Genomic DNA, 24,038 nt, shown 5'->3' with positions numbered 1-24,038 from the left:
AGACATGTTTGTCGATCAGGTGAAAGTATTTGTAAAAGGTGGAGACGGTGGGAATGGCCTTGTGGCTTACCGTCGTGAAAAATTTGTACCAAGAGGTGGACCTGCTGGTGGTGATGGCGGAAATGGCGGAGATGTCATTTTCGAAGTCGATGAAGGTCTCAACACATTGATGGACTTCAGGTATCAACACCACTTTAAAGCGGCTAAAGGTGAAAATGGGATGAACCAGAAGCAGCATGGGAAGAACGCTGATCCACTGGTTATCAGTGTTCCTCCTGGGACGACAGTGAAAGAAGCGGGAACAGATAAAGTTATCGCTGATTTGACGGACCATAAACAAAGAGCGGTCATTGCTAAAGGTGGTCGTGGAGGACGTGGGAATGCTCGTTTTGCTACGGCTAGGAATCCCGCTCCTGAAATTGCTGAAAATGGGGAACCAGGGGAAGAACTTGACGTTGTGGTCGAGTTAAAACTGTTGGCAGATGTCGGATTAGTCGGTTTTCCAAGTGTCGGTAAATCGACATTCTTATCGGTCGTAACCGCTGCAAAGCCGAAGATTGCGGATTATCACTTCACCACTCTTTCTCCAAACCTTGGAGTGGTAGAAAGTCAGGACCATCGTAGTTTCGTAATGGCCGACCTTCCCGGGCTTATCGAAGGAGCACATGAAGGAGTCGGTCTCGGACATCAATTCCTAAGACATGTCGAGCGGACGCGTTTGCTGCTTCATGTCATTGATATGTCTGGAATGGAAGGCCGCGATCCATATGAGGATTATGTAACGATTAATAATGAATTATCATCGTATGATCAACGGTTAGAAAATCGTCCTCAAATCATTGTAGCGAATAAAATGGATATTCCTGATTCAAAAGAAAATTTAGAACGGTTCAAGGAGCAGCTTGGCAATGAGGACATTCCAATCTATTCCATCTCTACAGTAACACGGGACGGGCTGGATGAATTGTTGTATGCCGTAGCAGATAAATTGGATCAAATTCCGAAACAGGAAGAACAGGTCGAAGAAGTGGATGAGCGAGTCATTTACAAATTTGAAAAAGAAGAAGCGCCATTTAAGATTACGCGTGATGACGACGGTGCCTACGTCTTATATGGGGAGAAGATTGAATCACTGTTCAAAAGAACGGACTTCTCCCATGACCAATCCATCAACCGTTTTGCTCGTCAGATGCGGAGTATGGGTGTGGATGAAGCGCTCAGAAAACGCGGAGCGAAAGATGGCGACACGGTGAGATTGATGGATTATGAATTTGAGTTTGTCGATTAAAGGGGAGTTTTTTCATGGCGGATTATAATGAAAAATTTTATTTAGTCCGTAGCGACATTCTTCCTGAAGCTATGATGAAGACCATCGAGGCGAAAGAATTATTGGAGCGGGGGAAAGTGGAGTCCATTTTTGAGGCTGTGCAGCAAGTGGGCTTATCCCGTAGTGCTTTTTATAAATATAGAGATGCTGTTTTTCCTTTTCAGGCAATGGTCAAAGAGCAAATGATTACATTGTTCTTCCACCTTGAAGACCGAAAAGGAACGTTGTCGAATTTGTTAATGACGGTTGCTCAATCGGGTTGTAATGTTTTGACCATTCATCAGACAATTCCTCTTCAGGGTAAAGCGAATGTGACGCTCTCTTTGAATACTTCCGGAATGGAAGACAGCATAGAAAAATTGTTGCAGCAACTGCACAAGTTAGATTTTGTAGATCGTGTAGAGATCTTAAGTACGGGAGCTTAATTGGAGGGGAAATCATGACGGAACAACGGATTGGATATTTAGGACCAAAGGGTACATTTACAAAAATGGCAGTGGATGCTTTGTTTGAAGGTGGAGAGTTCGTCGGATACGAGAATATTCCTGCCTGTCTGGATGCCGTGGAGGCAGGGGAAATCAGTACGGCCGTTGTCCCGATTGAAAATGCGATCGAAGGTTCTGTGCACTTGACGGTCGATTATCTCGTCCATCACGTTAACCAATCGATTATTGCAGAGCTTACGGTCCCAATCAAACAACACCTCCTCGTCCATCCGGATCATGAAGGGGAAATTAAAAAAGTTTATTCTCACAGCCATGCCATTGCTCAGTGTCACCAGTATTTGCACACCCAGTATCCAAATGCTGAAGTTGAATACACAGCTTCGACAGGGAAAGCGGCTGAAGTTGTAGCAAGTGAAGGTCCAGGTGTCGCTGCGATTGCCAATCATTTAGCGGCAGAGCAAAATGGGCTGAGATTTATGGATACGGATATCCATGATTATGATAATAATCATACCCGGTTTGCGGTCGTCCAGAAGGTCCCGACCACTTTGAAAGTGAAAGATCATCCTGTAACGAAGCACAAAACGACGGTCATGGTTACATTGCCAAAGGATTATGTCGGAGCCTTGCATCAAGTGCTCGCAGCCTTTGCATGGAGAAAAATGAACTTATCGAAAATTGAATCAAGGCCACTGAAGACTGGTCTTGGTAACTACTTTTTCTTGATAGATGTCGATCAACCATATGATCACGTGCTTTTTCCTGGCGTGCAGGCAGAACTTGAAGCGTTGGGCTGTCAGTTGAAGGTGCTCGGAACGTATCCGAGTTACCAGGTTGATGTCCCGAGCCCTGTGAAATAAGCTTGATCCTCATAACCCCAGAATCCCTTTGTTAATAGGGATTCTGGGGTTTGTTTATATTTTTTATCAAATTATTATAGGCTTTTTCATCAATGTTTTGGCTTGTGTTGCATAGAGTGTTATGAAGCTATTATTGCCTTATTGTTTTTACAGAATTACAGGAAGGGAGTTGCAGATGTGAGAATTCACATTGTACAAAAAGGAGATACACTCTGGAACATTGCCAAGAAATATGGGGTCGACTTTGAACAGTTGAAATCCATGAATACCCAGCTTTCCAATCCTGATATGATTATGCCGGGTATGAAAATCAAAGTCCCTCAAGGTACAAAGCAAGTGAAAAAAGAGGCTCCTAAGAAAGAGGCCCCTAAACAACAAGCACCAGCACCTAAGAAGGAAATGCCTTCTCAACCACCATATAAAGATACAACACCAAAGCCAATTCCGAAGATTAAAGAAGATGAGAAGAAGCCTGCACCTAAAGGTGTGATGGAAAAACCGATGAAGCCGATGCAGCCTATCAACATGAATATGCCGATTACCATGCCGAGTATTGATCAGCAGATGCAAAATTATTATACAACTTTCCACCTTCCGCAAATGCCGATGCCACAGCCTAAAGAAGAATCGCCTAAAGAGGCTCTAAAAGAAGATGTAAAAGGTGAAAAGATGGAAGAAGTGAAGGGGATGAAATCTCCGGAACAAACTTCTATGCCCGAGCAACCTTATTATCAACCCATGCAGCCCATGCAGCAGCCCATGCAGCAACCCATGCAACAGCCAATGCAACCGCAGGCGATGCAGCAACCAATGCAACCACAGTTGGTTCATACAGACTTTTATTGCTGCCCACCTTATCCTGTTATGATGCCGATGCACATGCCTATGCACCACCAGCCTATGCCGATGCAACAGCCCATGATGGGGGACGAATCAAGCGATGATATGGTCCAAGGCGTGCAAGCAGGTGGGGACTGTGGATGCGGAGGAGGACAGGGACCGCAACCATATGGACCGATGATGGGACCATGGGGGCAGCCTCCTTATGGTGCTCAGCAACCATGGGAGCAAGCACCTTATGGGGGCATGCAGCATCCGATGGGTTATGGACAACAGCAGCCTCCCCACATGGGGTGGGGTCAGCCACAGCAAGGTTGGGGTCAACCGAACCCACAACAAATGGGACAGTGGGATCCCCAGCAGATGGGCCAAGGATATCAGCAGCCTTGGAGGGAAGATGATGTAGATGAAAGCTGAACATCGAATGGGCGATTCATACACGGATCGCCTTTTTCAATGGATGCAAACGGAGGAAAAGCTTCCGATTGAATTTGAACAGACCATCAAACCGAAGGTATATAAAGTAAAGTATGAAGGGCTGCCTTTTATTTTGAAGGGATATCGCAGATTTCATGTGATTGAAAAACAAGTAGAGTTTTTCAATCACTGGAATTATGCCTATAAAATAGCTGCAAGGCCGTATCCTTTCTATGACCGAGTATTTACCATCAGCAAACTTGGTTGTGATTGGGCATTATTTGAACGCGTGGAAGGAAGGCATGCAGACTTCAGCCGGCATAAGGATCGAAAACAAGCGGTCCGGATCCTCCATCATTTTCACCGAACCACCAAAGGAATTGGAGTGTTGTCGATTCCGAAGGATCCCTTATATGTAAAATGGGAAAGGCGTTTAGAACAATTTGAAGAAACGAAAGATTTATTCACGGAGTTACGAAAGCGGGAAATGTTTCAGGAACTGCATGCTTGCATGAGTAAGCGCCTGGAGGATTTTACAGATCATCCCTGGGGGGAAGTTGAGGAGAGGGCCTGGGACCGTCATGAATGGCTCCATGGAGATGTGGCTCATCATAATTTCATTGTCGATGCTGATAAGAATATAAAAATGATTGATTTTGACCTTTTGCATACAGGACCTCGTTTATATGATCACATTCAACTAGCTCAGCGCTTTTTACCATATGTGGAGCTTAGAAAATCTACATTGCTGCCGTATTTTCCTCACGTTACTGACAAAGAGATCTGGTGGAAAGGCGTCCTCGTCCCCGCTGACCTTTTGAGGGAATGGCTATATGGATACCGGTTAAGTTTAAGGGAAGAAGCATCAGTGACCAGGCACATGAGAAAATTAGAAAAGGCATGGGAGAACCGGAAGAAGTTTGTCCGATATGCTGAGCATATGCTATGATTAGGTATCATATGTGTGAAAGGATGAACAATCCGGTGGAACAAAAAGTTGAAAAAATCGTGTCCTGGCTTCAGGAAAAAGTGAAAGAAGCAAAAGTGGAAGGGTTGGTCGTGGGCGTCAGTGGTGGAATCGATTCCGCTGTCGTTGCCAATCTAATTAAAAAAGCATTCCCTGACCGATCTCTGGGAGTTATTATGCCTTGTAAAAGTCAGTCCGATGATCAAATCCATGCGAAAAGTGTTGTGGAAGCATGCGAATTGCCGGTTATGACGGTTGATTTGACGGAGACACATAACGTCTTGTTTTCAACGATCAAGCAGCAATTGAACGCTGCTGGCTCTCTGAATGAAGAACAAGAAAAGTTAGCCGATGCTAATTTAAGAGCCCGGTTACGAATGAGTACTCTGTATACAATAGCCACCAACCATAAATACTTAGTTGTCGGTACAGACAATGCAGCAGAATGGTATACGGGTTACTTCACGAAGTTCGGAGATGGAGGCGTTGATCTCGTCCCACTCGCAAACCTGACCAAAGGCGAAGTTCGAGAAATGGCTGAATATTTAGGTGTGCCTGACGAAGTCATCCATAAACAACCAAGCGCAGGACTGTGGGAAGGGCAGACAGATGAGAACGAAATGGGCACGAGTTATGACATGATCGATCGTCACTTGAAGGGTGAAGAAATTCCTGAAGAAGATCGTAACATCATCGAAGCGATGCACAAGCGTTCCGCACACAAGCGTCAACTGCCTCCTGCACCTCCAGAGTAAGCTTGGCGAATATTGACAGACTAAAACATTCTTCTTGGACCCATAGTAAGGGTAAAAGGAGAATGTTTTTATGTGGAAAATCGTTAGTATTCTTATGTTGACCTCGATAATCATGTTTGCTTGTCAGGCGGATGAAACCGCAGAACCGAAGGAAGAAGAATCTTCCCCTTATCAACCTCTTGGTTACGCTCAAGATGGAGCGATTGAACGCCGTGGGCAAATTCCTACAGGAAAAGACAGTTACTTTAAACGGACAGCTGAAGAAGAGTTCAGAAATGCGAAGTATGGTGAAACCAATCGTTCTCATGACAATGACTTCAATAATGAAGATGCAATGGCTGTCGTGGAAAAGGTGAATGAATTGAAGGAGATTACAATGACTCAAGCTTATTCGACCGATGATAAAGTGTATGTAGCTGTCATGATTAACCCGTATGATATGAGAGATGAGACGATACCGGGAAAAATAGAAGCCAAGGTAAAGCAAGTGACAGATAAAGACTTGATCGTCTACACGAACAATAGTAGCTGGGACCAAATGAAAAACTTCAATTCACGCGAAGATACATCCGAAGCTCCTAAAAATATCAGAGAACGCATGCGCAATTTCTTCAATCAATAAGCTTTCTTTGTCTGTAAAGAGTGAAGTGGATGATTAGTTAGTAAAGTATATGACGGGATTCTTGAAGACTCAGTTTCGAGACTTTTGTTGAGTGGATGGGGGCTGCGGGGAATGGTTCGCTTTCCGCGGGAGCGCGGTGAGCCTCCTCGGACTGCGTCCTGTGGGGTCTCACCAAGCACTTTTTTCCCACAGGAGTCTCTCCATTCCCCTCCGCCCCTAGTCAAATAAGTGTCTCGAAACAGCTTCTGGAATCATTTGCTCCTACTCACAGCGAAAGTGGAAATATATATGTCCATGGCCTCTATTCTGGATGTGAAAGCTTGATATAGAGCGTTTTATAACTGCTTCTGATTGGAAGGGAGACAGCCCATCTTGGTATAGGGTTTCGTTTCACGCATACATCAAAATGGGGTGGTTGGGAAGCCCGTGGGCGATCGAGCTAGACGAGTAGCTTCCCAACCACCCCTGCCTCCAAATATGGTAGAAGAACCCCGACTATCTCGAAACTAAGTCTTCCACTAAAGGGAGGTTATTTAATACTTACAATGAGTTGGAACAGTACCGGGGAATAAGAAAAGGTGTTGCTTTAAAGAAGAATAGGGATTGTGATATATTTAAGGATAGAGTCATATGCGTAAGTATACTTACGAAAAATACAAAGAATGATAAAGATTTGTTTGGGAGAGGAGAATGTCCAATGGCTGGCCATTCAAAATGGAGTAATATCAAGCATCGAAAAGGTGCTCAAGATGCGAAACGCGGAAAACTCTTCATGAAGCTTGCTCGTGAGATTTTCATGGCGGCGAAACAAGGAGGCGGGGATCAAGAAACCAATCCTGCGCTTCGTATAGCTGTAGATAAAGCAAGATCAAACAATATGCCGAAAGATAACATCGATCGCGCTATTAAGAAAGCGACCGGCGATCTTGAGGGTGTCAATTATGAAGAATATACGTATGAAGGGTATGGTCCTGGCGGAGTAGCGGTCATGGTTAAAGTATTGACGGACAATAAAAACCGTACGGCTGCAGACGTCAGACACGCTTTCAATAAAAATGATGGCAATTTAGGAGAAAATGGTTGCGTTTCTTTCATGTTCAACCGCTCAGGTTATCTCGTCATCGACCGGCAAACAACAGAGGCCGATGAAGAAGAATTGATGCTTGAAGTCATTGAAGCCGGTGGAGAAGAAATGGAAACAACAGAAGAACAATTTGAGATTTATACAGATCCTGAATCTTTTTCTGATGTAAAACAGGCCCTGGAGTCTAGTGGATATGCGTTTACCACAAGCGAAGTGACGATGATCCCTGAAACCTATACGGAACTTGGTGAAGAAGGCGTAGAAAAAATGTTGAAGCTGATCGATATGCTCGAGGATAACGATGATGTGCAAGAAGTCTATCACAACCTCGATGCAGATGAAGCGATTCTAGAAAAATTATCGTGATCTCCCGTTGCTATGATAATAACTTCTGTTTCTGGACACAATAGAAACAGAAGTTATTTTTATTTAGGGGGGATCCTGTCATGAAACGATGGGCCTTGATTGTTGGGTTAACTATAGGCGTTGCCGTATTGAGTTGGTCGTTGATCGGCCAAACTCCACCGAAAACCTTTCAAGATAACACGCCTCAAAGAGTCATTCAGGGTAAGGAGAAGCAAACAGAATCAGTGGAAACATTGGTGAAGCCTGAACCTTTGAAACTGACGGTTATTTTGAAAGAGCATTATATAGATGGTGTGACAGAAACGACGAAGAAAGAAGAAACCATTTGGTCAATGATGGACTTTTGGGCCTCCTATGAGGGATGGATGGTGGAAGAACAGCATTTGGACAGAGTGGTTTTTCAAAGGGAAGTCGATGATATCTCTCCTTTGACAAAACAGACGGGGTATTTTGGGTTGACAGAGGGTGGGGAGTTAGCTGTCTTTCAAGGCCTTCCTAATCAAGGGAAGGTCATAGAGTCTTTTAAACCTGTACCCATTAAGCCGTTGGAAACAAAAAGAGAGAATGAGTTGAAACAGGGCATCAAAATCAAGGATCATCGTCACTTTGAGCAAGTCGTCCGTCAATTTTCCAAACAAGAAGAAATATAACAGACGTGAAACAGCCGCAAATTGTTGTGGCTGTTTTGTGCCGTTTCTAAGGGGAGCTACGGCTTTTAAGCATGGGCGAACATGTGCTTGTATGTTACAATAGGAAGGATAGCAATAAAGGGTAGAGAGGGAATTTTACAATGATTAGTTACGTGAAAGGGCAATTGACGACACTCGATGAAGGGTCGATCACTATAGAAACAGGCGGCATAGGATACGAAGTGCTATGCGCGAATCCATATCATTTTCAAGATGCGATGAACAATGAAGTGAAAGTACATACGTACCACTATATAAGAGAAGATAATCAATCGCTTTACGGTTTTAAGAAAAGAGAAGACAAACAACTATTCGCTCAATTACTAAACGTTTCCGGGATTGGACCAAAAGGAGCTCTTGCGATACTTGGAACAGTCAGCGTACCTGAATTCGTATCGGCCATTGAGCAAGAAGACGATAAATACTTAACGAAATTTCCAGGAGTCGGTAAGAAGACGGCTCGTCAGATGATCCTTGATTTGAAAGGGAAATTGATTGTCTGGCTTCCTGATGAAGATAATGAGGATACCCTTTTCTATAAGGAAGATTTGACCTCGAAAGAGAAAAGGGCAGTAGTGGACGACGCGATTGAAGCATTAAAAGCTTTAGGTTATACAGAAAAAGAAGTGAAGTTTGTCCGTACAGAACTTGAAAAAGCCAAACATGGCAGCGTGGATGATTATGTCAGACAAGGGCTGCAACTACTTATGAAATCTTAAGGTGAGGAGGGATGAATGTTGGAAGATCGTATGATATCTGGAGAACAACAGGATACCGATCAGGAGATTGAGCTTAGTTTACGACCAGAAACTCTGAAGCAGTATATTGGCCAGGATCAAGTGAAAAATAATCTAAGCATTTTCATTGAAGCGGCAAGAATGCGAAACGAGCCGCTTGATCATGCGCTGTTATATGGGCCTCCTGGTTTAGGTAAAACAACACTTGCCTCCATTATTGCTAATGAGATGGGCGTCCAGTTTCGAACGACGGCTGGTCCAGCAATTGAGAGAGCCGGGGATTTAGCAGCGATTCTGTCTTCATTGGAACCAGGGGATGTCCTGTTCATTGATGAAATCCATCGCCTCCCCCGTTCTGTAGAAGAAGTCCTCTATCCTGCAATGGAGGATTTCTGTCTTGATATTGTCGTAGGTACAGGGCCGAGCGCGCGTTCTGTAAGACTTGATCTTCCGCCTTTCACGCTGGTCGGTGCCACGACTCGAGCCGGGTTGCTTTCCGCACCTCTCAGGGATCGCTTCGGGGTGCACAGCCGCTTGGAATATTACGATACAAAAGCGCTTTGTTCGATTGTAGAACGGACAGCAGAAATCTTTTCTGTAGAAATCGATAGCGCGGCAGCTGTCGAAGTCGCACGTCGTTCTAGGGGTACACCAAGGATTGCCAACCGCTTGTTGAAGCGTGTCCGCGATATTGCTCAGGTAAAAGGGGAGACCGTCATTAGCAAGGAAACGACACAGGAAGCGCTGGAAATGCTTCAAGTAGATGCAGAAGGTCTTGATTTTATCGACCACAAATTGCTGAAAGGGATCATGGACAGCTTCCAGGGAGGACCCGTAGGCTTGGATACGATAGCCGCAACGATTGGAGAGGAGCCTCAGACCATCGAAGATGTTTATGAGCCTTTCTTATTGCAAATCGGCTATATTCAACGGACGCCAAGAGGCCGGGTGGTCACACCTAAAGCCTACGCTCACTTCAACAGGGAGGTGCCTGGCTCTTGACGGGCTTTGGTAAAATCTTTATTGTAATAGGGATTGTGTTCATATTGATCGGTATACTATGGAGTATATTTGGAAAATTACCAGGCGATCTCAGCTTTAAAAAAGGGAACGTCACGTTCTATTTTCCCATTATGACCTCCATTATCGTGAGCATTGTCCTTTCGTTGATTTTCTATTTCATAAGAAAATTTTGACCGATTAAACATAAGAATAGGGGATTCACATGGATATTAAGCAATACGATTTTGATTTACCGGAGGAGCTGATTGCTCAAGTTCCATTAGAAGATCGGACAGCTTCCCGGCTCATGGTTTGTGACCGTAATGAACAAACCATCGAACATCGACATTTTTCTCAAATCACCGATTACTTAGAAAAAGGCGACTGCCTTGTATTGAATGACACGAAGGTTTTACCTGCCCGGCTTTACGGTGCCAAAGAGGGGACCGGTGGGAAAGTGGAAGTCCTGCTTCTTCACCAGACCGAAGACGATGAATGGGACGTTCTTGTTAAGCCTGCAAAAAAGGTGAAAGTCGGGACGAAGATTGTTTTCGGAGAAGGAAAGCTTGTAGCCGAATGTACGGAATTGCAGGAGCATGGAGGGCGCAAGGTCAAATTTAGTTACGATGGAATTTTCCTTGAAGTATTGGAATCTCTAGGTGAGATGCCTTTGCCTCCGTATATTAAAGAACAGTTGTCGGATAGAGACCGGTATCAAACCGTTTATGCAAAAGAAGAAGGATCAGCAGCTGCTCCTACCGCTGGACTACACTTTACAGAAGAACTGTTAAAGGATTTGCAGTCAAATGGGATCGAACTCGCTTATTTGACGCTTCATGTAGGGCTAGGTACCTTCCGTCCCGTCAGTGTGGACCAAGTTGAGGAACATGATATGCATGCAGAGTTCTATCAGTTGAGTGAAGAAACAGCGGACCAGCTGAATGCTGTCAAAGAAAGAGGCGGTAGAATCATATCGGTTGGGACGACCTCCACCAGAACCCTCGAGACGATCATCCGTGATCACGGGACATTCAAAGAGGCGAGCGGTTGGACGGATATCTTCATTTATCCTCCTCAGAAGCTGAAAGCCATCGATGGTTTAATTACAAACTTTCATTTGCCGAAGTCCACACTAATTATGCTGGTAAGCGCATTTGCTGGACGCGATTTTATTTTGGAAGCCTATAGACAGGCGGTAGAGGAAAGGTATCGTTTCTTTAGTTTTGGAGATGCGATGTTCATAAAATGATCTTAAGGATCAAGAGTGAGAAAGGGTAGAAATCATGGCAATCACATATGAATTGATTAAAACATGTAAGCAGACAGGCGCACGTTTAGGTAAGGTCCATACGCCACACGGATCTTTCGAAACACCGATGTTTATGCCTGTCGGTACACTAGCAACCGTTAAGACAATGAGTCCGGAAGAATTGGAGCGGATGGGCGCACAAATCATTCTCTCGAATACGTACCACTTGTGGCTCCGTCCAGGAGAAGACATCATTGAAGAGGCGGGCGGTCTTCACAAGTTCATGAACTGGAACGGGTCCATTCTAACGGATTCCGGAGGCTTCCAAGTCTTCAGTTTGAGTGACCTTAGAAAAATTGAAGAAGAGGGTGTCCATTTCCGGAATCATATTAGTGGGGAGAAGCTTTTCTTATCTCCAGAAAAAGCAATGCACATCCAAAACTCCCTTGGACCAGATATTATGATGGCTTTTGATGAATGTCCACCATATCCAGCCGAGCATAAGTACATGAAAGATTCGGTAGAGCGTACGAGCCGCTGGGCTGAACGATGCTTGGAAGCACACCAACGTCCGCATGACCAGGGTTTATTCGGAATCATTCAGGGCGGAGAGTATGAAGATTTACGTCGTCAGAGTGCTCGTGACCTGACATCTATGGACTTTCCAGGTTATGCAATCGGGGGGCTTTCTGTTGGTGAACCGAAGGACGTCATGAATCGTGTTCTTGAATTCACAACGCCTCTGATGCCGGATCAAAAGCCTCGTTATCTGATGGGCGTCGGCTCACCGGATTCTTTAATAGACGGCAGTATTCGTGGCATTGATATGTTTGACTGTGTACTCCCAACACGAATTGCAAGAAACGGAACTCTGATGACTTCAGAGGGAAGACTTGTAGTGAGAAATGCGAAATATGCACGTGATTTCCGTCCGATTGACGAGAATTGTGATTGCCACACATGTAGAAATTACAGCCGTGCTTATATCCGCCATTTAGTCAAAGCTAACGAAACATTCGGTTTCAGACTTACGACTTATCATAATCTTTATTTTCTGTTAAACTTAATGAGGCAAGTGCGTGAAGCCATTAGAGAAGATCGACTCGGTGACTTTAGAGAAGAATTCTTTGAAATGTATGGTTTCAACAAACCAAACGCAAAGAACTTTTAGAAAGGGGGAAAATAAATGGATACATTAGTAGGTTTACTGCCAATTATTCTAATGTTTGTCATTTTCTATTTCCTATTGATTCGACCGCAGCAAAAGAAACAGAAGCAAGTACAACAAATGCAGTCGGACCTCCAAAAGGGCGATAGAGTTATAACAATCGGAGGACTTCACGGAACGATTCATGCGATTGATGAAGGTACTCTTGTGATTTCTGTACAAGATGGTACTCAACTGAAATTCGATCGTTCGTCCGTACGTGAAAAATTGAGCTAATCAAATGCAATCCCGCTACATATCCTTGTAGCGGGATTTTACGTACAGTCATCTCTTCACCGTTTTACGTGGCAGGTTGACCCCTATCATTCCTCCAAGCCAGGCCGCGAGGACCAATCCTCCGAAATAGCTCAACTGAGGCAGGGACACCCATGAGTTTTCAAAAATGACCTGAAATAAAATCATCGCACTGACGAAGATCAGTCCGGTCATCCCTCCAGAAAGCCATCCCTTTTGTTCTCCCTTATAAGCAGCAAGCATGCCACCAATGGCAAGTATGCTAATGCCGGCGACTAAAGCCAATTGATTGAGTGTCTCATATTCCATTCCAGTAAACCTTAGTAAAACTGCCAACACGCCAGCAAACACAATCATCAATATAAAAATTGAGCCGACTCCATACCCCAGGACCCCTGACAATAACTTTTTCATCCCATCCCCCCTTGATATGCTTGTCACTTTTATCTATATGCATGAAAACTCTATAGATAGAAGCAGATATTTTCCTATGGACTTGAATAAGTATTAGTAAAGTCCGTCCAAAAAGGGGAAGATCTATGTCAACTGTACTTGCAATACTTATTTTTGTAGCTAGCTATGTACTGATTATGACGGAGAAGTTAAACCGTGCACTGGTAGCTGTAGCAGGTGGCGTACTTCTATTAATGACAAAAATTTATGAGTGGGAACAAGCTTTTGGTTTTATAGACTGGGAAACCGTTGCCCTCCTTTTTTCTATGATGGTGTTGGTGTCTATCACGAAAAAAACAGGGATTTTCACTTTTTTAGCGATTTGGTTAGCGCAGCTTGTTAAAGGGAGACCTGTTCCACTTCTGCTTGTAACAGCGCTGTTTACAGCGGTAGGATCTGCTTTTTTAGATAATGTTACGACAGTCCTCTTGTTTGTACCTGTGCTATTAACCCTTGTAGATCGTCTGAAACTTCCGGCGTTTCCGTATTTAATCATGACGATTTTCAGCTCGAATATTGGTGGTACCGCTACGCTCATCGGTGATCCTCCGAACATTATGATCGGACAAGCGGTGGACCACTTCAGCTTTGTATCATTCCTTTATCATCTAGGACCAGTGGTATTGATTATTTTTGTCCTGGTGACGATAAGCGTCATCTTATTATTCCGAAAAGGACTTACGTATGATCACGCATTAGCTGAAGATTTAATGAGAGTAGATGCAAAGGAACATTTAAAAATGTCTCCTTTACTCTTTCAATCCATTTCCGTCATGCTCCTTACCATCATCGGTTTTATGATGCATCCGTTTATCCACATGGATATAACGACCATTGCGGTTAGTGGAGCCCTTTTATTGCTGTTTTTATCAGAAAAAGAGCTTGATGTTGAACATGTTTTTCAGGAAGTTGAATGGGTGACATTATTTTTCTTCATGGGATTGTTTATGCTTGTTGGAGGTTTAGAAACAGTAGGAGTGATCGATGAATTAGCAAGAGGAATGGTGTGGATCTCAGGTGGAGATATGCCGGTCACTTCAATGGTGATGCTATGGAGTGCAGGGATTCTTTCAGGTGTGGTCGATAATATTCCGTTTGTAGCTGCGATGATTCCTGTTGTGCAGGAGCTGCAAGGGTATGGAATGATGAACGTCGATCCAGTTTGGTGGTCTTTGGCTCTTGGGGCATGCCTTGGAGGAAACGGTACCCTTGTCGGAGCATCCGCCAATGTGGTAGTCGCCGGCTTAGCAGCCAGCCATAATAAACCTATTCCTTTTATTAAATTTTCACTGTACGGCTTCCCGGTTTTGATCCTTTCATTAATCGTATCATCCATTTACGTTTGGTTCCGCTATTTGCTTCCATTTCTCTAATAAAACAGCAGAAATAGGTGATGTTAACTAAAGGGAAACCTTTAGGAAAGGTTGTGCTCGGAGTGCTTGTATTCAGCATTATCATTCGCACACTAATTACCTATTTGATCATCCTTCTTGTTTTCCGCTTCATGGGAAAAAGAGAAATTGGTGAACTTAGTGTGATGGATCTGGTCGTATTTATCATGCTCGCTGAAATTGCTGTCTTTCTTATCGAAAATCCAGATGAGGCTATTTGGAAAGCCATCGTCCCCATGGCTGTCCTCCTTGCCATCCAAATCGGGAGTGCATGGATTTCGTTGAAAAATCAGCGGTTTAGAAATTGGTTCGACGGAAAACCCTCCATCATCATAAAACATGGGAAAGTAGATGAAAAAGAGATGAGGCGGCAGCGTTATAATTTCAACGATTTATTATTACAATTGCGAGAACATGGCATTCAACAAGTCGGAGATGTCGCTTACGCTATCCTGGAGCCATCAGGGAAGCTTTCGGTATTTGAAAGGAAAGATGACGGCAGCTCTGATTATGCTGTTGTTTTAATTGCTGATGGTGAAGTGCAATATAGTGGTCTGCAAACGATTCGAAAAAACAAACAATGGCTCGTAAATGAAGTACGAAAGCAAGGATTTCAATCCTTCCAAGAAATATCCTTATGTACCATTAATGACCAGGGTGAAGTTCAGATCGACCAAAACAACGAATTCAAGTAATCCTTCTCTTCAAAGAAAGAATAGGGTTCTTCAACTAACTGGCAGGATTATGGAAGATTCATTTTCGAGACTTTTGTTGAGTGGGCGGGGGCTGCGGTGAATAGCTCGCTTTCCGCGGGAGCGCGGTGAGCCTCCTCGGACTGCGTCCTGTGGGGTCTCACCATGCACTTTTTTCCCTCTTCAATATCCGGTTCCGGCGCCTAGCGGCTAGTGAGACTTCCCTCGCTTCTGTACGATAAGTCAACATCGAATCACTCCGTTCTTCGTGTTTCCTTTATCTCCGCCAGCTCAGTCCAGTCCATACGCCGCTGAACGAGGCGCCTGCACACTTAAGGTAGGAGTCTCGCCATTCCCCTTCGTCCCTTTGCCATGTAAGTGTCTCGAAACTATTCCTGGAAACGCGGCTTGTGTACTTAAGCTAAATGGATAATATCATACTCTCTACAGTAGTCATTCAAAGCCCGAAAGCCTGATATAAAGCTCCCTATGCCTATTTCTGAGTGGTGTGCCCCCTCATCTTGGCATAGAGGTTCGTTTCTGTTCCACATGGAATGGGGTGGTTGGGAAGCTGCGAGACTCCCGTGGGAGAAAGGAGATAGGCGAGATCCCGCAGGGCGATTAGCCCGAGGAAGCTCGCCACTCCCCCACAGGAAAGCGAGTTGCTTCCCAGCCACCCCTGACGCTCAAAAAAAGCAAACGAACCCCGGTTATCTCGAAACTGAGTCTTCCAGAAAAGGGAGCTTTAGTGAAGTAAGGGGTTATAAAAATAAAAAAGAGGATAAAAAAATAACCGCTTCAAGCGGTTATTTTTTGTGGAACAGGCGGTTCCAGGGGATCATTTTCAATTCTTCCATCCGGATTAAACGAAAAACGAACAATAACACAATGTACAAAACAGAAAGTCCCATTCCCATCGTCAACAATTGCGAAAGTGGTTTGCTCTCTAGAAGCCAGTTGTGTTTCCATTGAAATCCTACCATACCGATGACGCCGATGACGAGGCCGAATCGGAAGAACATCTGTAAAGGGAAGGAAATGACTTTATATTTCATAAGTACACCTAAATGCAGCAGTGTAACAACTACGACACCGACTACGATAGCAAGGGCAACTCCATGAATGCCGAATTCAGGACGAGAGCTTAACCCGACAAGGACAATAAACTTAATGATGGCTCCAATCAACGTGTTCCACATGGCCGGACGGGCAAGGTCCAAAGCTTGCAAGGTTGCTTGGAGAGGCGTCTGGATATAATGAAGTAGAAAGAATGGTGCCATGAACTGAAGCATGAAAGAAGCCTGGCTCGTCCCATACACCGTCGTAAGGATGACAGCTGGGAAGATCATGAACACGATAGTGATCAGTCCTCCAGAGGCAATGGATAATCGGATCGACTGCATGATTCGGTAAGCAATCGTCTCATTCTTTCCTTGGGCTGCAGCTTCACTGATCGACGGTACAAGAGCAATAGAAAGCGCGTGAGTCAAAAAAGTCGGTAAAAATAGCAAAGGCAGCACATAGCCTGTGAGCTCACCATATTGTTTGGTAGATTCTATAGCCGTGATTCCTGCAATAGCCAAACTTTGTGCGACAAGGATCGGCTCAAAGAAATACGTTAAGGAACCGATAAAGCGGCTTCCTGTCGTTGGAAGAGCGATCGTCATCAATTCGTTTAGGGTCTTCTTGCCCTCATGGATATGCTTTTTCCAGGACTTCCGAAGCCTAAAGCTTTTGTGGATATTGAATTGTCTCAACATGTACATTAAGGAAACGAATTCACCTATGACAGCAGAAACCATGGCTCCTGCGGCAGCATATTGAACGCCGTAGGGATAAAGCATTTTTGTAAGAACCACCACTGAACCAATCCGTACAATTTGTTCAATAACTTGAGAGAGCGCCTGCGGTTTCATATTTTGTCTTCCCTGGAAATATCCTCGAATGACAGATGATATAGCGATGATAGGGATAATGGGAGTGACGGCTAGCAATGGATAGAGAGCTCTTGAATCAGTAAGAAAATAAGTAGCTACAACGGGGGCTAACAGAAAGAGTCCGATCGTAAACAAAATGCTTAATGATCCTGTAATCGCAAGAGAAACTAATAGAATGCGCTTGATTTTACTTTCGTTCCGAGTCGCTTCTGCTTCTGACACTCTCTTTGAAATGGCCACGGGAAGACCGAACTGGGTAATGGTAATGGCTAAGATCAAAGTAGGTAAAGCCATCATATAGAGCCCCACACCCTCAGGGCCCATTACGCGGGCAACGACGATCCTGTTAATGAAACCGAGTAAACGGGTGATTAGTCCAGCAGCAACCAGAATCAGTGCACCATGTAAAAAAGTTTGTTTTGACATATGATTGATCCGCCTTCTCAAAGAAATGAAATTCCGCTACAATGAATTATATGCGTAAGTATGGACAAGGCATGACACCCGTTTACGAAAACCTTAGAGTGAGGAGTAACCTAATGGATCAGAAAAAAGTGGTCACAAGCTGGAGAAATGAAATGAAAATAGTCTTGCAAAGCAAAGTAGAGGAGTTTCACTTATTAGGTTATAAACGTGCGACCGAAGAAGAAGTGTGGGATTGTTTGATAAAAAAAGTTTGGAATGGCGAACCTGAAAAGAGACTGTACCAAGTGGTCCAGGATATCCTCCATTTACAGACCCATACATATACGAGTTATCTGACAACAGAGGCCTATCAGAATGATGATCTGCTAGCTTCCATCGAAGCACTGAAGGGAACTTCGGAATATGAATAAATAAAGCAAAATCTCTGTGCGGTGATCAGCGTAAAGTTTTTCCTATTGTTGCGAAAGTTTGAAAAAGTAGTAGAATAGGTACGGGGATTATCAAATATTGTCTATTAGCATTTATACATAGAGTCGATGGATCATCGCATGTGTTCGTACATAAAGGAGGAAAAGGACAGTATGGTGAAACGAGGGCGGATCGTCGCCTTTTTTATCGTAGTTTTATTACTTGCTGCTACGATAGGGACGACCATAACAGGAGTTACAAAAGATATTAAGTTAGGCTTGGATTTGCAAGGTGGCTTTGAAATCTTATATGATGTCGAGCCATTAGATGAGGATCAGGAAGTTAATGAACAGGTTCTCGAAGCTACGGCACGTTCATTGACGGAACGTGTGGATACACTTGGTATAAGTGAAACGAACATCACGATTGAAGATGGCGGAAGAATTCGAGTACAACTCGCTGGTGTGGAAGATCAACAAACAGCCAGGGAGCTGCTTTCGACAACCGCTGAACTTTCTTTCCGAGGCACGGATGGAAAGTTGTATATGGATGGTTCAGATTTGGTTGAAGGAAGTGCTCAACAGTCTTATCATCCGGATACGAACGAACCAATCGTTACGTTGAAGGTTAAAAGTGCTTCAAAATTTTATGATGTTTCAGAGGAAATCTATAATACTCCAAACGATCCAAATACGCCCTACCCGGATAATCTTTTAGTGATATGGCTGGATTATAATGAAGAGACTTCCTTTGCAGAAGAGTGGGGCAAAGAAGATCCAGCTTACATTTCAGCACCAGGATTTTCAGATGGGCCGGTAAGAAGTAATTCAGTCATGATCAGTGGAGATTTCACACAGGAATCCGCCAAACAATTGGCAGACATCCTGAATGCAGGATCATTACCGGTAAACCTTGAAGAAACGTACTCGACATCTGTCGGTGCTCAATTCGGTGAACAGGCCATGAACAAAACAATACTGGCAGGCTTCATCGGTATTGCGGCGATTTTCTTGTTCATGATTGCATATTATCGCTTCCCAGGAATTATTGCCACCCTCACTCTGAGTGTGTATGTCTACTTAATTCTCGTTGTATTTGAGTGGATGAATGGAGTTTTGACCTTACCAGGTATTGCTGCCTTGATTCTCGGTGTTGGTATGGCGGTCGATGCCAATATCATTACTTATGAACGGATTAAGGAAGAGCTCAAATCAGGGAAGTCACTACTGTCAGCCTATAAGGCGGGTAACAAACGCTCTTTAGCTACCATTCTTGATGCGAACATTACAACATTGATTGCTGCGACCGTCCTCTTCATATTCGGAACGAGTTCTGTCAAAGGTTTTGCAACGATGTTGATTGTTAGTATTCTCGTCAGTTTCATAACAGCTGTATATGGCACGCGTTTATTCATGAGTTTATGGGTGAAGAGCCGCTTCTTGAACAAGAAACCAAAGTGGTTTGGTGTGAAACCAGAGGATATACATGATATTGCTGAAGGTGATGAAGTAGAAGCCACCTTTATGAAGCGTAAATTCGACTTTGTAGGGCTTCGGAAACGATTCTTCACAATTTCCATCGTCCTCGTTTTGGCGGGGATTTTAGCCCTTGCTTTCTTCCGCTTGAACTTAGGGATCGACTTTACAAGTGGTTCTAGAGTTTCGATTTTGTCTGATGGGAACATAACATCAGAACAAGTGGAACAAACGATGCAGGAAGAATTTGATGTCAATCCGAAACAGGTCATCATATCCGGGGACAACAGTGAGATTGCCGTCGCTCGTTTCGATGATGAACTGAGTAAAGGTAAAATAGGTGAAATTCAAAGCTATTATGAAGAAGAATTCGGCAATACGCCTAACGTCAGTACCGTATCACCGATCGTTGGGCAAGAGCTTGCTAAAAATGCGGCCCTGGCTGTTTTATATGCATCGATTGGAATCATCATCTACGTGACGATTCGTTTTGAAATTTTCTTTGCTTTGACAGCCATTATCGCCTTGCTGCATGATGCCTTCTTTATCGTTGCGTTCTTCAGTTTAACAAGGTTGGAGTTTGACATTACGATCATCGCAGCTATTCTTACTATTGTTGGTTACTCGGTGAACGATACAATTGTCACGTTCGACCGAATACGAGAAAACTTGAGGATGAAGAAGAAAGTCAAATCTTTCAAAGAGCTTGCTAAAGTTGTAAATGACAGTTTGATGCAAACGCTCGCCCGTAGTTTCAACACGGTCATTACTGTAATTTTTGCGGCTGCCATGCTGTTATTCTTCGGAGCGTCATCCATCACGAACTTTTCATTCGCTCTAGTGATTGGACTATTAGCAGGAACGTATTCGTCCCTGTTCATTGCTTCTCAACTATGGCTCATATGGCGTGGGCGCAACATTAAAGATAACCCGATCAACTATGTGAAAAAGAAAAGAACAGACGGACCTCAAGTGTAAAACAAGAGGGCCACATACAAGAGACCATCCTCCACGAGGGTGGTTTTCTTTGGTTATTACAGTCTGTTTCAGGGTATATCATGAATATATAGAAACCTTTATCTATGAAGGAGTGTTTAAGTGATGAAAGGACAAAGCTATCTTATATTGGCTTTCATTTTTGCGTTAGTGATTGCTGTTTTTGCCGTCATTAATGTAGATCCGGTTCAGGTCAACTACCTGTTTGGCACAGGTGAAGCACCACTAATTCTTGTCATTCTTATATCTGTTTTATTAGGTGGGTTAGCCACAGCATCCGTCGGGGCTTTGCGTTATTACAAGTTGAAAAGAGAAAACAGCCGATTAAAGTCAGCGGCTGCTGCCTCTCCTGAACACGACACGGATAAAGATAGGAACGTTTCTGATGAAAAAGAAGCAGCATCTGAAGAGGAAAGTTCTTCATCAAAAGTCACATAATTGCGTTTGCTCCCCCTGGTCCGCTCTTGTATAATAGATGGGTCAGGGGTGAACATATGATACAAAGTAAGATGAAATGGAAATTTACATATAGAAATCCGGAAGAAAGTTCCGTTGGCCTTCCAGGGGTTACTCCGCTTACCCAGCAGCTTTTGGAAAAGAGAGGGATTTATGATGCGGAAACGGCTGACCGGTTTTTAAAGCCTTCGATTGATCAGCTTCATGATCCGATGCTCATGGAGGGAATGGATCGTGCCGTGGCTCGTGTGAAAGAAGCCATCGCATCCGATCAGTCTATTCTTGTGTTTGGTGATTATGATGCAGACGGAGTGACTTCTACGTCCGTGATGGTGGAAGCGCTCAGAAAAGCAGGGGCGGACTGTGACTTCTATATTCCGAACCGCTTCACGGAAGGATACGGACCCAATAAAGAAGCTTTCCAATTTGCCTTTGATTCCGGTTATGCTCTGATCATAACGGTAGATACAGGTATTGCCGCTATGGAAGAAGCAACTTTCGCGAAAGATTTGGGTATCGATTTGATTATTACAGACCACCACGAAGTCCAGGAGGTTCTTCCTGATGCCTATGCCATCATCCACCCGAAGACCTCAGCTGATTATCCATTCCAAGAATTAGCTGGTGTCGGTGTGGCTTTCAAATTCGCTCATGCTCTCTTAGGCCGGTTTCCAAAAGAGTTTCTTGACCTTGTCGTGATTGGTACCATTGCCGACCTTGTCCCTTTGAAAGGTGAAAACAGGGTGCTTGCTTCGGTTGGTCTGCAGGCGATCTCCCACTCGAACCGCCCTGGAATCCAGGCGTTGAGGAAAGTGTGCAGCATTGAGGGGGATATGAATGAAGAGACGATCGGTTTTACAATTGGACCTCGACTCAATGCTGTAGGGCGACTGCAAGATGCAACTCCTGCGGTAGACTTATTGCTTTCAGAGGATCGGGAAGAAGCTGAACAGATTGCAGCCTTCATTAACCAGTTGAACCAGGAAAGGCAGAAGATCGTTGCTGCTATCGCAAAGGAAGCCGAAGAAATGGTTTCCGTTGAAAATGGAGAAGCTGAGAATGTGATTGTGGTTGCTAAAGAGGGATGGAACCCAGGCGTGCTTGGAATCGTCGCATCCAAACTCGTCCGTCAATTTGACCGTCCGGCGATTGTCTTGGCCATTGATGAAGAAAAAGGGGAAGCCAAAGGTTCAGCACGAAGTATTGATGCTTTCGATTTATTCGCGAACTGTATGGAAATTCGCCATCGATTCATACACTTCGGTGGGCATGCTCAAGCTGCGGGTATGACACTTGCCCTGGACCAAATCGATGATTTACGAAGCGATTTAATTTCTTTAGCTGAGGAAAAGCTATCGGATGACGATTATCAACAAGTCCTTGATATTGAAACGACAGTTGAGTTGGAAGATATATCGCTGAAGCAGATCGAAGAAGTCAACCAGCTCCGTCCCTTTGGAATGGGAAATCCAAAGCCTTTGTTTCATCTCAAGCATACCCCGAAAGAAGTACGGTTAATTGGCAGTAAAAAAAATCATTTGAAATTTCAGTTTCAGAGTCAACAGTCTCGAGTGGACGGGATTGCATTTGGGTTGGGAGATCTCTATCAACAAATATCCCCCCAAGCTCCACTGGACGTTGTAGGAGAACTTGGAATCAATGAATGGAACGGCAGAAAAAACCTACAAGTGATGATTAAAGATCTCAGTGTGAAAGAATGGCAGTTATTTGATCACAGAGGTTCCAAGCATATAGAGAAAAATTTGATCATTCCACCGAACCAAACGTTCGCAGCGGTCAGCTTCCAAGGAGCAGAACAAGCGCCTTGTGATGTTCCTGTTATTCAGGCGGATACATTGGATCATGGGGAATCATTTGATGGCCTTCTGCTCATCGATTTACCTGAACGCATGTCGGACATGACCGAGCTTTTATCTAAACTTGAAACTCGTAAAGTTTTTGCCTGTTATCATATACAGGAAAGTACTTTTCTAAAAACATGGCCTTCAAGAGACCACTTCAAATGGTTTTATGGTATGCTATTGAAGCGTGGTCGGTTCAACCTTCACGAAGAAGCCGATTTACTTGCCAATCGTAAAGGATGGGACAAGTCCATGGTGGAATTTATTTCTGAGGTGTTTTTTGAACTCGACTTTGTTAGAATAAAAGACGGGATTATTACAGCGGAATCCGAACCTTCTCAAAAAGATTTGCGGGAATCTTCGCTTTATCTTCAACGGGAAGAACAGCTGCAAATTGAACGTACCTTGTATTATTCCACATATAAAGAATTGAAGAGTTGGTTTGACCAATATATGAACCAGCGTTCTAAGCAAGTCAAGGAGGAAGTAACGAATGGATTATAAAGAGCATATTGCGATCGTTGAAGATTGGCCGAAAGAAGGTGTCCAATTTAAGGACATCACACCATTGATGGACAATGGGCCGGCATTCAAAGCAGCGGTTGATGAAATTGTAGAATACGCAAAAGATAAAGAAATCGATATCGTAGTAGGACCGGAGGCACGCGGATTCATTGTCGGATGCCCAGTCTCTTATGCGTTGGAAATCGGCTTTGCACCTGTTCGTAAAGAAGGAAAGCTTCCACGCGAGACGATTAAAGTGGATTATGGCCTGGAATACGGAAAAGATGTATTGACGATTCATAAAGACGCGATTAAGCCTGGTCAACGAGTGTTGATTATCGATGACCTTCTTGCCACTGGTGGTACAATCGAAGCTACCATCGATCTTGTCGAGCAGTTGGGCGGAGAAGTAGCTGGATGTGCGTTCTTGATTGAACTCACATACTTAGATGGCCGCAGCAAATTGGATGGACATGACGTCCTTACTTTAATGCAATATTAATGGAAAGAGTGCCCTTTTCAGGGGCGCTCTTTGTTTTACAATTGATGATTGGGCTTTTCCCTTTACAAGAAGAGTCCTTTTTTTGATAATGTTAATCAAATATACTTTGAAAG

Annotated in this window: 24 protein-coding genes; 22 read left to right on the top strand and 2 right to left on the bottom strand. The window is 44.0% G+C overall.

Features of this window, described 5'->3' with window-relative positions:
- Positions 1-4: 4 nt before the first annotated feature.
- The 15 genes from obgE (at position 5) to yajC (ending at position 12,805) form a co-directional block, all read left to right on the top strand.
- Positions 5-1,288, top strand: a complete 1,284-nt coding sequence (gene obgE, locus ACJA3J_RS14860) for a GTPase ObgE (protein ID WP_406944458.1) — start codon at positions 5-7, stop codon at positions 1,286-1,288.
- 14 nt (positions 1,289-1,302) lie between these two features.
- Entirely contained in the window at positions 1,303-1,752 is a 450-nt protein-coding gene (locus tag ACJA3J_RS14855; protein WP_089652653.1) for an ACT domain-containing protein, read from the top strand.
- 14 nt (positions 1,753-1,766) lie between these two features.
- A complete protein-coding gene (gene pheA, locus ACJA3J_RS14850) occupies positions 1,767-2,633 on the top strand; it encodes a prephenate dehydratase (protein ID WP_406944457.1) in 867 nt (288 codons plus the stop codon).
- Positions 2,634-2,810: 177 nt separating this feature from the next.
- Positions 2,811-3,890 (top strand): SafA/ExsA family spore coat assembly protein, encoded by a 1,080-nt coding sequence (gene safA / locus ACJA3J_RS14845; RefSeq protein WP_406944456.1) that lies wholly within the window; start codon positions 2,811-2,813, stop codon positions 3,888-3,890.
- Positions 3,880-4,839, top strand: a complete 960-nt coding sequence (locus tag ACJA3J_RS14840; RefSeq protein WP_406944455.1) for a phosphotransferase — start codon at positions 3,880-3,882, stop codon at positions 4,837-4,839. Before safA ends, ACJA3J_RS14840 begins: the two co-directional genes overlap by 11 nt.
- Before the next feature lie 35 nt (positions 4,840-4,874).
- Entirely contained in the window at positions 4,875-5,612 is a 738-nt protein-coding gene (nadE, locus tag ACJA3J_RS14835; RefSeq protein WP_406944454.1) for an NAD(+) synthase, read from the top strand.
- 70 nt (positions 5,613-5,682) lie between these two features.
- Positions 5,683-6,234 carry a YhcN/YlaJ family sporulation lipoprotein gene (locus ACJA3J_RS14830; RefSeq protein ID WP_089652648.1) on the top strand — a complete coding sequence of 184 codons (552 nt, stop codon included), beginning with the start codon at positions 5,683-5,685 and terminating at the stop codon, positions 6,232-6,234.
- 697 nt (positions 6,235-6,931) lie between these two features.
- A complete protein-coding gene (locus tag ACJA3J_RS14825) occupies positions 6,932-7,684 on the top strand; it encodes a YebC/PmpR family DNA-binding transcriptional regulator (RefSeq protein WP_089652647.1) in 753 nt (250 codons plus the stop codon).
- Positions 7,685-7,764: 80 nt separating this feature from the next.
- Positions 7,765-8,334 (top strand): BofC C-terminal domain-containing protein, encoded by a 570-nt coding sequence (locus ACJA3J_RS14820; protein ID WP_089652646.1) that lies wholly within the window; start codon positions 7,765-7,767, stop codon positions 8,332-8,334.
- A gap of 140 nt (positions 8,335-8,474) precedes the next feature.
- On the top strand, positions 8,475-9,092 hold the full coding sequence (gene ruvA / locus ACJA3J_RS14815) for a Holliday junction branch migration protein RuvA (RefSeq protein WP_089652645.1): 618 nt from the start codon (positions 8,475-8,477) through the stop codon (positions 9,090-9,092).
- 18 nt (positions 9,093-9,110) lie between these two features.
- On the top strand, positions 9,111-10,112 hold the full coding sequence (ruvB, locus tag ACJA3J_RS14810; protein ID WP_115893548.1) for a Holliday junction branch migration DNA helicase RuvB: 1,002 nt from the start codon (positions 9,111-9,113) through the stop codon (positions 10,110-10,112).
- A complete protein-coding gene (locus ACJA3J_RS14805) occupies positions 10,109-10,306 on the top strand; it encodes a DUF2905 domain-containing protein (protein WP_089652644.1) in 198 nt (65 codons plus the stop codon). Before ruvB ends, ACJA3J_RS14805 begins: the two co-directional genes overlap by 4 nt.
- A 29-nt stretch (positions 10,307-10,335) precedes the next feature.
- Complete coding sequence (gene queA / locus ACJA3J_RS14800) at positions 10,336-11,361, top strand: tRNA preQ1(34) S-adenosylmethionine ribosyltransferase-isomerase QueA (protein WP_089652643.1); 1,026 nt, start codon at positions 10,336-10,338, stop codon at positions 11,359-11,361.
- A 31-nt stretch (positions 11,362-11,392) separates the two neighbouring features.
- Positions 11,393-12,532, top strand: a complete 1,140-nt coding sequence (gene tgt / locus ACJA3J_RS14795; protein WP_115822548.1) for a tRNA guanosine(34) transglycosylase Tgt — start codon at positions 11,393-11,395, stop codon at positions 12,530-12,532.
- A gap of 15 nt (positions 12,533-12,547) precedes the next feature.
- Positions 12,548-12,805, top strand: coding sequence for a preprotein translocase subunit YajC (yajC, locus tag ACJA3J_RS14790; protein ID WP_089652641.1), 258 nt, complete (start codon positions 12,548-12,550; stop codon positions 12,803-12,805).
- Positions 12,806-12,853: 48 nt separating this feature from the next.
- On the opposite strand, the gene ACJA3J_RS14785 is transcribed toward yajC, so the two are convergent.
- On the bottom strand, positions 12,854-13,237 hold the full coding sequence (locus tag ACJA3J_RS14785) for a TIGR04086 family membrane protein (RefSeq protein WP_089652640.1): 384 nt from the start codon (positions 13,235-13,237) through the stop codon (positions 12,854-12,856).
- Between the two features lie 125 nt (positions 13,238-13,362).
- On the opposite strand from ACJA3J_RS14785, the gene ACJA3J_RS14780 reads away from it, so the two are divergent.
- Both ACJA3J_RS14780 and ACJA3J_RS14775 read left to right on the top strand, forming a co-directional pair.
- Positions 13,363-14,649, top strand: a complete 1,287-nt coding sequence (locus ACJA3J_RS14780; RefSeq protein ID WP_089652639.1) for an ArsB/NhaD family transporter — start codon at positions 13,363-13,365, stop codon at positions 14,647-14,649.
- A 20-nt stretch (positions 14,650-14,669) separates the two neighbouring features.
- Complete coding sequence (locus ACJA3J_RS14775) at positions 14,670-15,362, top strand: DUF421 domain-containing protein (protein ID WP_089652638.1); 693 nt, start codon at positions 14,670-14,672, stop codon at positions 15,360-15,362.
- A gap of 803 nt (positions 15,363-16,165) precedes the next feature.
- Here the strand turns inward: ACJA3J_RS14775 and spoVB are convergent.
- On the bottom strand, positions 16,166-17,722 hold the full coding sequence (spoVB, locus tag ACJA3J_RS14770; RefSeq protein ID WP_406944453.1) for a stage V sporulation protein B: 1,557 nt from the start codon (positions 17,720-17,722) through the stop codon (positions 16,166-16,168).
- A gap of 113 nt (positions 17,723-17,835) precedes the next feature.
- Between spoVB and ACJA3J_RS14765 the strand changes: the two genes are divergently transcribed.
- The 5 genes from ACJA3J_RS14765 (at position 17,836) to ACJA3J_RS14745 (ending at position 23,925) form a co-directional block, all read left to right on the top strand.
- Positions 17,836-18,132: a post-transcriptional regulator gene (locus tag ACJA3J_RS14765; protein WP_406944452.1), complete on the top strand. Its 297-nt coding sequence runs from the start codon at positions 17,836-17,838 to the stop codon at positions 18,130-18,132.
- Positions 18,133-18,303: 171 nt separating this feature from the next.
- Positions 18,304-20,583, top strand: coding sequence for a protein translocase subunit SecDF (gene secDF / locus ACJA3J_RS14760; protein WP_089652635.1), 2,280 nt, complete (start codon positions 18,304-18,306; stop codon positions 20,581-20,583).
- 123 nt (positions 20,584-20,706) lie between these two features.
- Positions 20,707-21,039, top strand: a complete 333-nt coding sequence (locus ACJA3J_RS14755) for a lipopolysaccharide assembly LapA domain-containing protein (RefSeq protein WP_406946304.1) — start codon at positions 20,707-20,709, stop codon at positions 21,037-21,039.
- A 56-nt stretch (positions 21,040-21,095) separates the two neighbouring features.
- On the top strand, positions 21,096-23,423 hold the full coding sequence (gene recJ, locus ACJA3J_RS14750; protein ID WP_406944451.1) for a single-stranded-DNA-specific exonuclease RecJ: 2,328 nt from the start codon (positions 21,096-21,098) through the stop codon (positions 23,421-23,423).
- The gene (locus tag ACJA3J_RS14745) at positions 23,413-23,925 is read left to right on the top strand and encodes an adenine phosphoribosyltransferase (RefSeq protein ID WP_035509302.1); all 513 of its coding nucleotides are present in this window, start codon (positions 23,413-23,415) and stop codon (positions 23,923-23,925) included. Before recJ ends, ACJA3J_RS14745 begins: the two co-directional genes overlap by 11 nt.
- The last annotated feature ends 113 nt before the right edge of the window (positions 23,926-24,038 follow it).

Origin of the sequence: Halobacillus sp. SY10, from assembly GCF_045401165.1 — a bacterium.
In the GTDB taxonomy this organism is placed as follows: domain Bacteria; phylum Bacillota; class Bacilli; order Bacillales; family Halobacillaceae; genus Halobacillus; species Halobacillus aidingensis.
The sequence above is the reverse complement of the archived record's forward strand: the minus strand, read 5'-3'. Positions and strand labels throughout refer to the sequence as shown.

Coding starts and splice junctions, on each gene's coding strand:
- ACJA3J_RS14785 (WP_089652640.1), bottom strand. CDS start 13,237: ATGAAAAAGTTATTGTCAGGGGTCCTGGGGTATGGAGTCGGCTCAATT.
- recJ (WP_406944451.1), top strand. CDS start 21,096: ATGATACAAAGTAAGATGAAATGGAAATTTACATATAGAAATCCGGAA.
- obgE (WP_406944458.1), top strand. CDS start 5: ATGTTTGTCGATCAGGTGAAAGTATTTGTAAAAGGTGGAGACGGTGGG.
- ACJA3J_RS14825 (WP_089652647.1), top strand. CDS start 6,932: ATGGCTGGCCATTCAAAATGGAGTAATATCAAGCATCGAAAAGGTGCT.
- ACJA3J_RS14840 (WP_406944455.1), top strand. CDS start 3,880: ATGAAAGCTGAACATCGAATGGGCGATTCATACACGGATCGCCTTTTT.
- ACJA3J_RS14820 (WP_089652646.1), top strand. CDS start 7,765: ATGAAACGATGGGCCTTGATTGTTGGGTTAACTATAGGCGTTGCCGTA.
- ACJA3J_RS14855 (WP_089652653.1), top strand. CDS start 1,303: ATGGCGGATTATAATGAAAAATTTTATTTAGTCCGTAGCGACATTCTT.
- pheA (WP_406944457.1), top strand. CDS start 1,767: ATGACGGAACAACGGATTGGATATTTAGGACCAAAGGGTACATTTACA.
- ACJA3J_RS14765 (WP_406944452.1), top strand. CDS start 17,836: ATGGATCAGAAAAAAGTGGTCACAAGCTGGAGAAATGAAATGAAAATA.
- ACJA3J_RS14775 (WP_089652638.1), top strand. CDS start 14,670: ATGTTAACTAAAGGGAAACCTTTAGGAAAGGTTGTGCTCGGAGTGCTT.
- yajC (WP_089652641.1), top strand. CDS start 12,548: ATGGATACATTAGTAGGTTTACTGCCAATTATTCTAATGTTTGTCATT.
- ruvA (WP_089652645.1), top strand. CDS start 8,475: ATGATTAGTTACGTGAAAGGGCAATTGACGACACTCGATGAAGGGTCG.
- ACJA3J_RS14745 (WP_035509302.1), top strand. CDS start 23,413: ATGGATTATAAAGAGCATATTGCGATCGTTGAAGATTGGCCGAAAGAA.
- ACJA3J_RS14830 (WP_089652648.1), top strand. CDS start 5,683: ATGTGGAAAATCGTTAGTATTCTTATGTTGACCTCGATAATCATGTTT.
- ACJA3J_RS14755 (WP_406946304.1), top strand. CDS start 20,707: ATGAAAGGACAAAGCTATCTTATATTGGCTTTCATTTTTGCGTTAGTG.
- ACJA3J_RS14780 (WP_089652639.1), top strand. CDS start 13,363: ATGTCAACTGTACTTGCAATACTTATTTTTGTAGCTAGCTATGTACTG.
- spoVB (WP_406944453.1), bottom strand. CDS start 17,722: ATGTCAAAACAAACTTTTTTACATGGTGCACTGATTCTGGTTGCTGCT.
- secDF (WP_089652635.1), top strand. CDS start 18,304: ATGGTGAAACGAGGGCGGATCGTCGCCTTTTTTATCGTAGTTTTATTA.
- queA (WP_089652643.1), top strand. CDS start 10,336: ATGGATATTAAGCAATACGATTTTGATTTACCGGAGGAGCTGATTGCT.